General features: G+C 66.9%; 9 protein-coding genes. 6 read left to right on the top strand and 3 right to left on the bottom strand.

The window, feature by feature from the left end; genetic code table 11:
* The 6 genes from TY25_RS30420 to TY25_RS30445 form a co-directional block, all read left to right on the top strand.
* Positions 1-3717, top strand: a 3717-nt coding sequence (locus tag TY25_RS30420) for a lipid II flippase MurJ (protein WP_042261859.1), incomplete at its 5' end; no start/stop codon positions are given.
* A gap of 209 nt (positions 3718-3926) precedes the next feature.
* Positions 3927-4598: an RNA polymerase sigma factor SigM gene (gene sigM, locus TY25_RS30425; RefSeq protein WP_342448107.1), complete on the top strand. Its 672-nt coding sequence runs from the start codon at positions 3927-3929 to the stop codon at positions 4596-4598.
* Between the two features lie 102 nt (positions 4599-4700).
* Positions 4701-5561: an RsmA family anti-sigma factor gene (locus TY25_RS30430; protein WP_042261862.1), complete on the top strand. Its 861-nt coding sequence runs from the start codon at positions 4701-4703 to the stop codon at positions 5559-5561.
* 141 nt (positions 5562-5702) lie between these two features.
* Positions 5703-6689 (top strand): thioredoxin-disulfide reductase, encoded by a 987-nt coding sequence (gene trxB / locus TY25_RS30435; RefSeq protein WP_042261865.1) that lies wholly within the window; start codon positions 5703-5705, stop codon positions 6687-6689.
* A 76-nt stretch (positions 6690-6765) separates the two neighbouring features.
* Entirely contained in the window at positions 6766-7113 is a 348-nt protein-coding gene (trxA, locus tag TY25_RS30440; protein ID WP_014989212.1) for a thioredoxin, read from the top strand.
* A 190-nt stretch (positions 7114-7303) separates the two neighbouring features.
* Positions 7304-8497 carry an N-acetylmuramoyl-L-alanine amidase gene (locus tag TY25_RS30445; protein WP_041563220.1) on the top strand — a complete coding sequence of 398 codons (1194 nt, stop codon included), beginning with the start codon at positions 7304-7306 and terminating at the stop codon, positions 8495-8497.
* Between the two features lie 64 nt (positions 8498-8561).
* On the opposite strand, the gene TY25_RS30450 is transcribed toward TY25_RS30445, so the two are convergent.
* From TY25_RS30450 to TY25_RS30460, 3 genes are all read right to left on the bottom strand, one after another.
* Positions 8562-9287, bottom strand: a complete 726-nt coding sequence (locus tag TY25_RS30450; protein WP_029902904.1) for a GNAT family N-acetyltransferase — start codon at positions 9285-9287, stop codon at positions 8562-8564.
* Between the two features lie 292 nt (positions 9288-9579).
* Positions 9580-10596 (bottom strand): ParB/RepB/Spo0J family partition protein, encoded by a 1017-nt coding sequence (locus TY25_RS30455; RefSeq protein WP_042261884.1) that lies wholly within the window; start codon positions 10594-10596, stop codon positions 9580-9582.
* A gap of 70 nt (positions 10597-10666) precedes the next feature.
* Positions 10667-11614, bottom strand: coding sequence for a ParA family protein (locus TY25_RS30460; protein WP_014989216.1), 948 nt, complete (start codon positions 11612-11614; stop codon positions 10667-10669).
* Positions 11615-14116 lie beyond the last annotated feature (2502 nt).

Below are 14116 nucleotides of genomic sequence, written 5' to 3' on the forward strand. Positions count from 1 at the left end.
GAACCCGAGCAGAGCGCCAATTCGCGACTGCTCAAGGACTCCGGCTCGATCGCGATCGCCACGCTGATCAGCCGGCTCACCGGTTTCGGCAAGCAGCTGCTGCTCGCGACCGTGCTCGGCCCCGCCATCGCCAGCGCGTTCACCTCGGCCAACCTGATCCCGAACATGATCACCGAGCTGGTGCTCGGCGCCGTGCTCACCGCGATGGTGGTGCCGACGCTGGTCCGCGCCGAGAAAGAGGACGCCGACGGCGGCGCCGCGTTCGTGCGCAGGCTCGTCACCGCGGCGTTCGTGGTGCTCGCCTTCGCCACGCTGCTCGCCACCGCGACCGCACCCATCCTGGCGACCCATGTCTTCGTCGCGGCCGACGGTAAGGTCAACACCGCGCTGACCACGGCGCTGACCTTCCTGCTGCTGCCCGCGATCCTGTTCTACGGCATGTCCGCGCTGTTCACGGCGATCCTGAACACCAGACAGGTGTTCCGGCCCGGCGCCTGGGCGCCGGTGCTGAACAACGTGGTGGTGCTGCTGGTCCTCGGCCTCTACGCGCTGACGCCAGGGGAGATCACCCTCGATCCGGTGCGGATGAGCGATCCGAAACTGCTCGTGCTCGGCATCGGTATCACGCTCGGCGTGGTGACCCAGGCGCTGACCCTGGTCCCGGCGATCCGCCGGGAGGGCATCGACCTGCGCCCGCTGTGGGGTGTCGATACCCGGCTCAAGCAGTTCGGCATGATGGGCCTGGCCATCATTCTGTACGTGCTGATCAGCCAGTTGGGCTTGATCTTCGCCAACCACGTCGCCTCGGGCGCGGACGAGGCCGGCCCGGCCATCTACTCCTACGCGTGGCTGCTGCTCCAGCTGCCCTACGGCGTCCTCGGCGTCACCGTGCTCACCGCGATCATGCCGCGCTTGAGCCGCAACGCGGCCGACGGCGACACCCCCGCGGTGGTCGACGACCTTTCCGTCGCCACCCGATTGACGATGATCGCGCTGTTCCCGGTGGTCACGTTCATGACAATCGCCGGGCCCGAGCTCGGCCAAGCGCTGTTCGGTTACGCCCGCTTCGCCGGTGACGCACAACGACTCGGCCATGCCGTCAGCTGGTCGGCCTTCGCGCTGATCCCGTACGCGCTGGTGCTGATTCATCTGCGGGTGTTCTACGCCAGGGAACAGGCGTGGACGCCGACCTGGATCATTCTCGGCATCACCACGGTGAAGACCATCCTCTCGGCGCTGGCCCCGGTGATCGCCAGCGACAGCGATTCGGTCGTGATCGTGCTCGGTGTCGCGAACGGACTCGGCTTCACCGCGGGTGCCGTGATCGGCGGGTACCTGCTGCACCGCAGCCTCGGCGATCTCCGGATGGCCAATGTCGGGCGCACCGTCACCCGGGTGGTGCTCTCCTCGCTGGCCGGCGGCGCCGTCATGTGGATCGTGGACCGGGTGCTCGGGCTCGAACGACTGACCGATTCGTTCGGCGGTCCCGGCTCGCTGATCCGGGTCGCGATCACCGCCGTCGTCATGTTCACCGTGGCGTTCGGGCTGATGCGCCTCGCGGGTGTGCCGGAGGTCGTCGGCATCACGGTCGCGATCTCGCGCCGCCTCGGCTGGACGCCGCCCGCACCGGATCTCGATCTCGACGGTCCGGTCGACGATCCGTACCCGACCCAGATTCTGCGCAGGCCGGACCCGTATCCGGCCTACCCCGCCTTCGATCCGTACATGGACGCTCAGACCATGGTCCTACCGGTGATCAGAGCCGATGCCGTTGACATCACCGGCATGGGCGAGTTCCCGTACCCTGTTCGGCAGAGAAGCACAAGTGGCGAAATCGCCGGAACCTCGACATACCAGGGCGAAGGAGGACCGAGGGTGAGCGACGACGCGGTGGGCGGCGTCCCAGCCGCTGATTCTTCTGCGACCACGGCAGGCGGGCTTTCGACCGACGCTCCGCCACCCGGTGGCGAGCCGTCGGATCCCGCGTCCGTGCACCGCGAGCTCGGCGCCGGTCCACCGGCGGGCGAGCCGGGTCCGCAGGAGCAGCAGGCAGGTCCACCGGAACAGCACGAGCGCCAGAATCAGCTGCCGCCACGCGACCCGATGTACGACACCGGGATGATCCCGATCGGCGCGCCGGAGATGCCGCCGCTCGGTGGCGACACCCCGGGCGGACGCCGGACGCCGCGCGGCCCCAAGCTGATTCCCGGCGCGTCGGTGGCCGGCGGCCGCTACCGGCTGCTCGCCGGGCACGGCGGTGCCCGCGGCCTCAAGTTCTGGCAGGCGCTCGACATCAAACTCGATCGTGAGGTCGCGCTGACCTTCGTCGACGCCGACCAGAAGGCGGCCGACAACTCCGGCCACGACGGCCCGCAGGCGATCCTGTCCCGCACGCTGCGCCTGGGCCGGATCAACTCGCCGGGCCTGGCCCGCGTGCTCGACGTGGTGCGCGGCAGCTCGGGCGGCATCGTGGTGGCCGAGTGGACCCCGGGACGCTCGCTGCGCGAGATGGCCGAGACGGTGCCCTCGCCGATCGGCGCCGCGCGGGCCATCCGCGCGCTCGCCTCGGCCGCCGAACTGGCGCACCGCGGCGGTGGCTCGCTGTCCATCGATCATCCGGACCGGGTGCGGATCAGTGCGTCCGGCGACGCGGTGCTGGCCTTCCCCGGCACGCTGTCCGATTCCGACGCGCAATCGGACGTGCGCGGCCTCGGCGCCATGCTCTACGCCCTGATCACCGCCCGCTGGCCGATCCGCTCCGGCGGCGTCACCGGCACCGCCGCGACCGTCGGAGGGTTGCGGCTCGCCGACTTCGGCCCGGACGGCACACCGGTGGAACCGCGCCAGATAAGACCCGAGGTGCCGTTCGAGATCTCGGCGGTCGCGGTGCGCTCGCTCGAATCGAACAAGGGCGTACGCACCGCCGCGACCGTGCAGCACGTGCTCGAGCAGGCCTCGGTGGTCGATCAGAAGACCGATTTCATCCCGGTGCTGCGCCTGGGGCAGCGTGCCACGCCCCCGGCCCCCGACGAGTCGCTGGCCGATCCGGAACTGCTCGCCGCGGAGCGGGAACGTTCCCAGCGGATGATGTGGATCATGGTCGGCCTGGGCATCCTGGCCGCGCTGGTGGTCGGCATCGTGATCTGGTGGATGGTCAGCGTGTTCGCCCCGGGCGCCTCGGACGCGCCGCTGAACGAGCAGCGCAATATCGGCCTCACCACGAACAACGCCCCAGCACCGACGCCCGCCGCGGCAGGGCCCGCGGTCGGCACCGGGGGCGTGCAGGTTCCGGTGACGGGGGTAACGGTGTTCTCCCCGGAGGGCACCCCCGACGGCGTCGGCAACGTCAACGCGGTCCTGGACCAGAATCCGGCCACCATGTGGCGCACCGACCAGTACTTCCAGCAGTTTCCCGCGCTCAAGAAGGGCGTGGGGCTGCTCGCGACGCTGCCGAGCGCGGCCAAGCTGACCAACGTCACGATCAATTCGCCGAGCCCCGGCACCGCGGTGGAGATCCGCACCTCGCCGACCGACTCGCCGACGCTGGACCAGACCCAGCTGATCGGCTCGGGCAAGCTCGTCGAGGGACTCACCGATATTCCGGTCCGCACCGACCAGGCGGCCCGCTACGTGCTCATCTGGATCACCGGACTCGGCAACTCCGGTGGTCAGTTCCAGACCTCCATCGCCGATATTCGTTTGGATGCCACGCCTTAAGAGTTACTGATCGTCTTCCGCCGCACGTGAGTTGGCCGTGCCGGCGCCGCGCCCACCTCTCCGGTCGCGCGGCTCATTTCGAATCCCTGGCAGATAGTTGCTGCCGAATCGCGACTGACGATATGATCTCCTCGCGCTCTCAGCAGGGGAGCTTCCCAGGTTCTGATGCCTCGATCCTGGATGCTGCGAAATTTCGGTAATGGTCCTCGATGTCCGTTGCCACCGTGAGCGCTGTCAAGGGGTTGGCATTGTCGTCCGATGTGAACGAGGATTTCCGCGGGGGGACGTCGCGGCCAGTCGCGTACCGCGAACGCTCGTTCGTGGCCGACGACTACAGCGACGTCGAGTTGCTGCAGGCGCATGTGCGCGGGGAGCGGCACGCCTTCGCCGAACTGCTGCGCAGGCATAACGATCATCTCTGGCAGACCGCGCTGCGCACCTCCTACACCCGCGAGGACGCGGCCGATTCGCTGCAGGACGCGCTGCTCTCGGCACACCGCACCGCCGCCAAGTTCCGGGGCGAGGCCGAGGTGCGCAGCTGGTTGCACGCGATCGTGGTGAACGCCTGCCTGGACCGGATCCGGCGCAACAAGATCCGCAAGGCCGTCTCGCTGACGCCGGAGACGATGCCGGAACCGCGGGACGAGCGCGACGCCGTCGCCGAGCTGGAGATGTCGTTGGTGGTCGACCACGCGCTGTTCTCGCTGCCCGCCGACCAACGCACCGCCCTGGTTGCGGTGGATCTGGAAGGGTATAGCGTGGCGGAGGCCGCCGCGATGCTCGGCGTCCCGGAGGGGACGATCAAGAGCCGCTGTGCACGCGGCAGGCAACGTCTACAAGAACGGCTGGAATTTCTGCGCGATCCGGGGAACCGGAAGTAGTTGAGATGCGTCATTAATAGTGACGAACCCGTTGACGATGTCCTAGTAAGTCCCCGGCCCCGAGGGGATCCCGCGATGTCAGATGAGAACACTGGAGGTGCGATGGCGACCCGGTCCGTGCCGCAGCCTCCGTTCTCGCCCGAACTGCTCGCCGACCTCCATGCCGGCAGTCTCGCGCCCGAACTGCACGAACAGCTGTGGCCCGCGGTCCGGCGCGACGGGGAGGCACTGCGTTTCGTGCACGCCCTGGACGAGGTCAGTGCCGACCTGCGCGCACTCGGCCGGTCCGAACACGTCATCCATCGGATGCCCGACGATGTCACGGCGCGGCTCATGGCCTTCGTCGACGAGCTGGACTCGGCTGAAGCACCCGACGACACAGCACCCGACGACGCGGGCGCCACGATCTATCAGCTGCCGGTCTCGGGTGAAAAGGGCGATGCCACAGCGGTTTCCGACCACTCCGTCGTCGCCGGGAACCTGCTGGCCGCCGAACCGGAGCCCGCGGTACCGGCCGCGCCACCCGCCGCGCCCGTCTCGCTCGACGAGCGCCGCCGGAGCAGGCTGCGTTGGCTCACCGCCGCGGCCGCCGCGATCGCCGTCGTCGCGTGCGCCTCGATCGCGCTGACCGTCGTCCGGGGTAGCGACGACACCCCGCCCATCGCCCAGCCCACCTCGGCCGGCACCGAGTTCGACGAGCTGACCGCGGCCGCCATGCTCACCGCCCTCGGCCGCAACGACGCCACCGGCGCGCTCAGCAACGCGGCGGCGCGCGAACGGTGCGTGCACGCCAACGGTCTGGACCGCACCGTGCTCGGTTCGATGAACATCCGCTATCACGGTCAAGACGCGGTCCTGCTGTTGCTCACCGGCCCGCGCACGCCCAAGATCACCGCGCTGATCGTCGGAACCGGTTGCAGCACAGCAGATCCGCAGCACCTGACCGTGCAGGACATCGGCTGAGTGACCCGGCCGACATCGCGTCGCCCGAGTGCGCCGGGCCACTGAGCCCAAGCTCACCGCACACTCCACCAGCGCAGGAACAATAGCCATTACGCTGTTGTTGACCGAGACGTCCGTCGATATCTGCCTGGGAAGGGCCTCATGAGTGCGCCAGTACGTGACCTGATCATCGTCGGCTCCGGTCCCGCCGGTTACACCGCAGCGGTGTACGCGGGTCGTGCCGAGCTGCAGCCGTTGGTGTTCGAGGGCACCCAGTTCGGTGGCGCGCTGATGACCACCACCGAGGTCGAGAACTATCCCGGCTTCCGGGAGGGCATCATGGGCCCCGACCTGATGGAGCAGATGCGCGAGCAGGCCAAGCGGTTCGGCGCCGAGATCCGCACCGAGGACGTCGACGCCATCGACCTCAGCGGCCCGATCAAGACGGTTACCGTCGGCGACGAGACCTACCAGGCGTACGCGGTGATCCTGGCCATGGGCTCGGCCGCCCGCTACCTGAACATCCCGGGCGAGCAGAAGCTGCTCGGCCGCGGCGTCAGCGCCTGTGCCACCTGCGACGGCTTCTTCTTCAAGGGGCAGGACATCGTCGTGGTCGGCGGCGGTGACTCCGCCATGGAGGAAGCCACCTTCCTCACCAAGTTCGCCGCCAGCGTCACCATCGTGCACCGCCGCGAGGAGTTCCGGGCCTCACGCATCATGCTGGAACGCGCCAAGGCCAACGAGAAGATCAAGTTCGTGCTCAACGCCGAGATCGCCGAGGTGAACGGCGACACCAGCGTGACGAGCCTGACCCTGCGTGACACCCGCACCGGGGAGACCTCGGAGCTGGCCGCGACCGGTTTGTTCGTCGCGATCGGCCACGATCCGCGCAGCGAGCTGGTCCGCGATCAGGTGGAGTTGGACGACGAAGGCTACGTGCAGGTCGTGCACCCGTCCACGGCCACCAAGGTGCCCGGCGTGTTCGCCGCGGGCGACCTGGTCGACCACACCTATCGCCAGGCGATCACCGCCGCGGGCACCGGCTGCCGCGCCGCCATCGACGCCGAGCGCTGGCTGGCCGAGCAGGGTGACATCACCTCGAACACCCTGGATCACGCCGGCAGCTCGGTGGCCGTGCCCGCCAACTGACCTCTCGTCCCGAGAGTGGTCGCCCGCGGGGCCGAGAAGGCCACGGGGGCACCGCAATTCAGCAAGGAGAACACCCATGTCCGATAGTGCCAAGACGGTCGCCGGCAAGACGGTCACCGTGACCGACGCATCCTTCGCCGACGACGTGCTGCTCAGCGAGAAGCCGGTGCTCGTCGACTTCTGGGCGGCCTGGTGCGGCCCGTGCAAGATGGTCGCCCCGGTGCTCGAGGAGATCGCGGGCACGCACGCGGACAAGCTCACCATCGCGAAGATCGATGTCGACGCCAACCCCGAGACGGCCCGCGATTACAAGATCCTCTCGCTCCCCACTATGATGCTGTTCCGCGGCGGTAAGCCGGTGAAGCAGATCGTCGGAGCGAAGGGCAAAGCCGCCCTGCTGCGCGAACTCGACGACGTCATCTGACCCCTGGCATTCGAATGCCATAGGCACCAAAGGTCGTCGGGATCGACCGACGCGCCGTACGATGCCTGGACCCGGGAATGCCGAATTCCCGTCCGGGTCTGAGACAATCGACCGATGCCGGTCGTGCGAAGGTGTATCCCATCGCATGAGTGGGTACCCGGATTGACGCGGAAGGAAAGGGCTCTCACGCATGCACCGACTTCGTCACGGCGATAGCGGTCCAGCCGTAGCAGAGGTTCGGAGCACCCTGGCAAGTCTCGGGTTCTTGCACGCACACGTCGACGCCGACGGCGCCGACGCACGCGAGTACTGGAAGGACACCGAGGCGTCCTTCGACCATCGACTCGACTCGGCAGTTCGCGCGTTCCAGCAGCACCGCGGACTGCTCGTCGACGGCGTCGTCGGCCCGGCCACCTATCGCGCCTTGAAAGAGGCGTCCTACCGGCTGGGTGCCCGCACACTGATCTATCAGCTCTCCGCCCCGCTCTACGGCGACGACGTCGCGACGCTGCAGCGCAAACTGCAGGATCTCGGCTTCTACGTGCACCGGGTGGACGGCTACTTCGGGCCGCACACGCACGAGGGGCTCACCTCGTTCCAACGCGAGATCGGCCTGGCCGCCGACGGCATCTGCGGACCGGACACGCTGCGTTCGCTGGACCTGCTCGGCGCCCGTGTCACCGGCGGCAACCCGCACCGGATCGCCGAAGAAGAGGTGGTGCACCGGGCCGGACCGCAGCTCACCGGCAAGCGCATCGTGATCGATCCCGGCCTGGGCGGACCGGACAAGGGACATCCGGTGCCGTCCGAGTACGGCGACGTGTACGAGTCGGAAATCCTGTGGGACTTGGCAAGTCGGCTCGAGGGCCGGATGGCCGCGACCGGCATGGAAACGTTCCTGTCCCGCCCGTGGGGCGCCAACCCCACCGATGCCGAACGGGCCGACACGTCCAACGCCTTCGACGCCGACCTGATGATCTCGTTGCGCTGCGCGACCAATCCGAGCCCGCTGGCCAACGGCGTCGCGGGCTTCTACTTCGGTAACTCGCACGGCTCGGCGTCGATGATCGGTCAGGTGCTGGCCGGTTTCATCCAGCGCGAGGTCGTCGCGCGCACCTCGCTGCAGGATTGCCGGACGCACGCGCGAACCTGGGATCTGTTGCGGCTCACCAAGATGCCGACCGTGCAGATCGATATCGGCTATCTGACAAACGATTACGACGCCAACGTGCTCACCAACCCGCGCATGCGGGACGTGATCGCGGAGGCAATCCTGATCTCGGTCAAGCGGCTCTACCTGCTCGGCCAGGACGACCAGCCGACCGGCACCTACACCTTCGCCGAACTGCTCGCCGAAGAACTGGCCGCCGCCGACCGCATGTAGTCGCGCCCCGAAACAACAAGGGCCCCGCACCGATTCGCCGGTGCGGGGCCTTTTTCGGCAACCCTCAGCGCACGCCGACCCGAGCGGGCGGCGTCATCGACGCGGCCGCCAGCAGCTGATCGAGGGCGCGCTCGACGTCTTCCTTCCAGCCGTGATCGGAGTTGATCTCCAGACGCAACCGCGGGAACTTGTGGTGCGGCGCGACCACCTCGAAGCCGACGTCCTCCAGGAAATCGGCCTCGATCATGCAGGTCTCCGGTGAACATTCGGCCATCGCGCCCGCCGCGGAACCCTTGATCGGCGCGATGATCCGCTCCATCAGCGTCATCGACCCGAAACGCTCGGACAGCGCGTGCGCCGGGGGATCGGACCGGATGCCGAACGCCTCGAGCGCGCGCACGCCGCGGCGCACCAGATCGGCCACCACGGCCTGCATCAACTGATGGGCAACCTCGGCGTCCTGATACGGGAATTCGGCCCGCAGCGTGGTCAGCAGGACCGCGTCCGGGCTCACCGGCGACGTGGGGAACAGCGTGGCCCGTGGCACCGCGCTCGGCGGCGAGTACAGCGCACAGCCGGCGACATTGCCGTCGACATTGGCCACCTGCCCGCACGAGCCCCACTCCAGCAGGACCGTGGACAGCCAGGCTTCCTTCTCGAAGACCGGATCACTGAAGCCGCGGGAGTCCTCGGCCACCGCGGGATCCATCTCCCAGAACACACAACGCCGGGAGTGCGCGGGGAGCTTGTCGAGCTCGCCGAGGGTTAGGGCCGTGACGCTGGTCGACACCGCTCTGCTCAGCCTCCAGCTATCCGATTCATCCACGCTCATGCTCCGCCTCGCCTACGCTCGGCATCGGCATGTGCGAGGCGCGCTGACAATGGGGATGTCTGCTCACACCGCATCACAATTCACTCGCCAGCAAGAATAAGCGATCAACTGATCCCGCCTCATTCCACGTCGCTGTGCTGTTGGTAAGGAACTTGTGCTGGTTCGATCTCGGAATCACGTGTCGTCACAGTGACGTTTCAACTCCGAGCCCGTACCTGTCGCAATCACAAGTTTATTTTCGCCACTTCTGTCACAAGTCGCGCTGGGTCTGTTCCATCAAACGAACGATGCGCTCGAGGTCGTCGACCGAACCGAACTCGACGACGATCTTGCCCTTGCGCTTGCCCATGCTCACGATCACTCGGGTGTCGAACGAGCCGGACAGCCGATCCGCCACATCCTGCAAACCCGGCATTTGGATCGGCTTGCGCTGTGGGGTAGGGGCTTCCTCTGGATCCGGCGCGAGTGCCTTCTCCTGGTTCAGGAGAATGACGGCTTCCTCCGTGCTGCGCACGGATAGGCCCTCGGCGACAATGCGCTTCGCCAATTCGTCCTGGGCGTCCGCGCTTTCCAAACCGAGCAGGGCCCGGGCGTGTCCGGCCGACAGCACCCCCGCCGCGACCCGGCGCTGCACCGAGATCGGTAGCTTCAGCAAACGGATCATGTTGGTGACGGCCGAGCGGGACCGGCCGATGCGGGCAGCGAGCACCTCATGGGTGACGCCGAATTCCTCCAGCAGCTGCTGATAAGCCGCCGCCTCTTCCAGCGGGTTGAGCTGCACGCGGTGGATGTTCTCCAGCAGCGCGTCGCGCAACATCGACTCGTCCGCGGTCTCCCGGATGATCGCGGGGATGACGGTGAGACCGGCCTCCTGCGAAGCGCGCCACCGGCGTTCGCCCATGACGAGCTGAAACTTGTCGACCCCCGGCTCGATCCGACGCACCACGATCGGCTGCATCAGACCGAATTCCTTGATCGAATGCACCAGCTCGCCCAGCGCCTCCGCCTCGAACACCTGGCGCGGCTGCTTCGGGTTGGGTTCGATCTGCTCCGGCGGAATCTCGCGATACACCGCGCCGCCGGACGCGAGGTCTTCCTCCGCCGGGTCGGGGACCCGATGCAGATAGGCCGACGCGGGCTGCGGCCCGATCGGATCCAGACCGATGACGCTGGCCGCTTGACTGCTGAGCCCCGGCGCAGTCGCCGGTCCCGTCGGGATCAACGCGGCAAGACCGCGTCCTAGCCCACCCTTCTTCGCCTGACTCATCGGTCCACTGACCCCTTCCTCGTTCCGCCACCACACCCGGTCTCATCGACCTGGCACGTATTGCGCCAGATCACTCCGCGCCTTCGGCGACCCGCACCACCGAGCGCGCCGCCATTTCCCGTCCGGCATCGAGGTAGCTCATTGCGCCTCGGGAGCCTGGATCATAATCGAGCACCGTCATGCCGTAGCCCGGTGCCTCGGAGACCTTCACGCTGCGCGGGATCACCGAACGCAGCACCACGTCACCGAAATGACCGCGGACCTCCTCGGCGACCTGATCGGCCAGCTTGGTCCGGCCGTCGTACATCGTGAGAATCACGGTGGAGACATGCAGTTCGGGATTGAGGTGCGCCTGCACCAGACCGATATTGCGGAGCAACTGACCAACACCCTCCAGCGCGTAGTACTCGCACTGGATCGGGATCAGCACCTCCTTCGCCGCGACCATCGCGTTGACGGTCAGCAGGCCGAGCGAAGGCGGGCAGTCGATCATCACGTAGTCGATGTCGTACCCGGCGATATTCGCCTCCTGGATGGCGGCCTTGAGCCGGCCTTCCCGAGCCACCATCGACACCAGCTCGATCTCGGCGCCGGCCAGATCGATGGTCGCCGGAATGCAGAGCAGGCGTTCGTTGTGCGGACTCTGCTGGATCGCGTCCTTGACCGACACCTCGCCGATGAGGAGTTCGTAGCTGGACGGGACACCCGAGTGGTGCTCGATACCGAGGGCGGTGCTGGCATTGCCCTGCGGGTCCAGATCGATCACGAGGACCGTCATCCCCTGATGCGCCAGAGCAGCCGCGAGATTAACCGCGGTGGTCGTCTTGCCGACGCCGCCCTTCTGATTGGCGATGGTGATGATGCGTTGCTCGTGCGGTTTCGGCACTGTCACCTTTCCTGGATGCAGTATCTGGCTAGCGCGTTGAGCTTCGGCCGCGATCGGGGTCTCGCTGGGGGAGATGTTCCCGAACGGCGTGCTCCCGAATGTCTCCGCGTCGAAATTGCTGGAGTCCAGCATTCCCGGCACGCGCGACGTAGTTTCCCGTGAAACATTCGCCGGACCGCTCGACATAGACAGCTCCTAACCCGAGAAACTCAGATCACGTGCGGCCGACGGAGCGTCGGCGCCGTGTCATCAAACAAGCTGTGTCGGATCGAACATGATGCCCAACCGGGTTCGCGGCGCCCGATCGACCGAGCGGAGCCCTCGCCGCTGTCAACACCAGATCCTCCGTGGCACCTACGCTCACGCCCGACGTCCACTAGCTTGCCAGCCCTGAGCGGGATAAGAAAGCTGAATCGCGGCAACGGACGAAGGACACGCGAATCTGTCCATATTCAGCCACCGATACCCGATGTTTCACATGAAACCCCGCACCCGCCAAGGGGGTTACGGGGGACACCGGGGCTCGTCGGGTCCGATGTTTCATGTGAAACCGTTGTCGGCGTGGGGAGCTGGGGCGCGCGACCAATACGTCAGTGTGACGTATCTCCGGCAGGGTCCTGCGCCCTCCGTCGGACCGGGATGTGCGCGCCGAGATCGAATTGCCCACGGCCACTAGAGCAGTACGGGTACGACTCCGTAGTCGAGCGGCTCGAAGAATCGCGGGTTGCATCGACGGACCTGATCACCCCGAGATGATCGAGTCGCCCAGTCGAGTCGCCCAGTCGAGTCGCCCAGTCGAGTCGCCCAGTCGAGTCGCCCAGTCGAGTCGCCCAGTCGAGTCGCCCAGTCGAGTCGCCCAGTCGAGTCGCCCAGTCGAGTCGCCCAGTCGAGTCGCCCAGTCGAGTCGCCCAGTCGAGTCGCCCAGTCGAGTCGCCCAGTCGAGTCGCCCAGTCGAGTCGCCCAGTCGAGTCGCCCAGTCGCGCGGGTGTCATTCTCGTGCTTGCGCTCGCCAGAACAACCGCGCTCCTTCTCAGGGGGGATGGGGCGGGGGGCGGCCACTATGTCGCGATTGGATTCACGTGAAACAGACACATCGGCGGATGGATCGGGTTGATGCGCTGATGCGGAGCTTCCTCCGTTCGGTGCCCAAGCGATTTCCGTAGGCAAGGTGAGGGCAGCGGGCCGTCCCAACGGACAACACTTGTTCGCGGGATTGGGAGAGTGCTGGCGGCTATCCAGATGTCGGCGGGCACGCCATCGCGCGATGTTTCATGTGAAACCGAGCCCTCGTGGGGTCCGCCCGGCTCGGTCATCTGGCGGGTGGCGAGTGACCCACTGTGGTCCAGAGGAACCGGCGCGGTAAGGAGGGGAGCGTGTATCTATCGCGCGAGAGCGCACCCGCGCAAGCGCGTCCGCCGTCCGAGGGCAAGTCCTATGTGGCCCTCAGCCCGCGAGTCATTCGACTGTCCGAGTGGCTGCCGAATGCTCGCCGGGCAAAGCGGATCGACCGACGCCCCTCCCGACGGAATCGGATCCCCTGCAGGGCGGGCGCGAAAGTCTCCGAGTCGCTTCACGTGAAACCTCGACTGGTCGCTCCACCCGGATCGCCTGCGCGATGTCTGCATGACGGGTGCGGGCGAGAAGGGCCGGGCGGCCGGGGGGAGGGGGTCAGCACCAGGTCGGTGTTGGATGGATTGCTAGCGCGGAATTCAGATTTGTTCTGTCCGTAGTTGAGACGGTTGCCCACTTCTCTTCGGTTCCTCTGCTACCCCAGAGGATGAGGCGCCACTCAATGATTCACGTGAAACCTTGGCCCGGGCGGCCGACAGAGCTTCATGCACGCGAGCCAAGGCGCTCCCGTCTACGCGGTCCCGTTCCCTTGTGAAAAGCTCGCGCAACTCCTCCGTCCGCACCCACTCGGGTGGCTCCTCGTTCACGAACTCGACTCACGACAGACTCGCACCAGATGGAACCTCGACCCAACAGTTCGTCGTCCACGACGATCCAGTCGCCACGGGAATCCTGCTGGGTTCCCAGCCACGGTTCGTCCCATTCGAAGGCCTGCCTGGGATACCGGGTACGCCGACCGCCCATCGGACGCTGATCGGGTGCCGGCATCGCTTTCGTCCTTCGGGGAACAGCCAACGATGATTCACGTGAAACCTCCGCCTCCCGCGGAACCGAGCTTCGAAGCAGACTTCGTTCCTGCGAACGAAGATCGGCCCCTCACGAAACAGCTCGAGCAACCGAGCGAACGACAGTGGAACCTCCGCGTCCGCTCGCGGAAAGTCCGCAAGTCACTGCACGGCTAGTCGCCCACCATCCGGCGCTGGCACCCCATCTGCGGATCGCGCGCCCCCCATGTCTGCCCGAGTTCAGCAAAGAGGACGGAGCAATGGGATGGGACGGAACGCGCCTGCGCTACTCGCGAAACCCCGATCCATCCACTCGACTGCAGCCCCCGCACGCGACCCCCGCAATGCGGAAACGTCGCCGACCGGACGAGATCGAGTGCGCTACCGATGCAGGAGCAGACCGCCCACGACGAAAAGACTCGGGACCCGAACAGCGGACGCAGCTGCACAGTCCTGAAGTCACGCACGCGAATGTCTCCGCCCGGCCTTGCGCCACCGT

Source organism: Nocardia brasiliensis NBRC 14402 (assembly GCF_000308475.2).
Classification (GTDB): Bacteria; Actinomycetota; Actinomycetes; order Mycobacteriales; family Mycobacteriaceae; genus Nocardia; species Nocardia brasiliensis.

Excerpts from the sequence above, each read along its gene's own strand:
- TY25_RS30445 (WP_041563220.1), top strand. The coding sequence starts at position 7,304 with ATGCACCGACTTCGTCACGGCGATAGCGGTCCAGCCGTAGCAGAGGTT.
- TY25_RS30455 (WP_042261884.1), bottom strand. The coding sequence starts at position 10,596 with ATGAGTCAGGCGAAGAAGGGTGGGCTAGGACGCGGTCTTGCCGCGTTG.
- TY25_RS30460 (WP_014989216.1), bottom strand. The coding sequence starts at position 11,614 with ATGCTGGACTCCAGCAATTTCGACGCGGAGACATTCGGGAGCACGCCG.
- sigM (WP_342448107.1), top strand. The coding sequence starts at position 3,927 with ATGTCCGTTGCCACCGTGAGCGCTGTCAAGGGGTTGGCATTGTCGTCC.
- trxB (WP_042261865.1), top strand. The coding sequence starts at position 5,703 with ATGAGTGCGCCAGTACGTGACCTGATCATCGTCGGCTCCGGTCCCGCC.
- trxA (WP_014989212.1), top strand. The coding sequence starts at position 6,766 with ATGTCCGATAGTGCCAAGACGGTCGCCGGCAAGACGGTCACCGTGACC.
- TY25_RS30430 (WP_042261862.1), top strand. The coding sequence starts at position 4,701 with ATGGCGACCCGGTCCGTGCCGCAGCCTCCGTTCTCGCCCGAACTGCTC.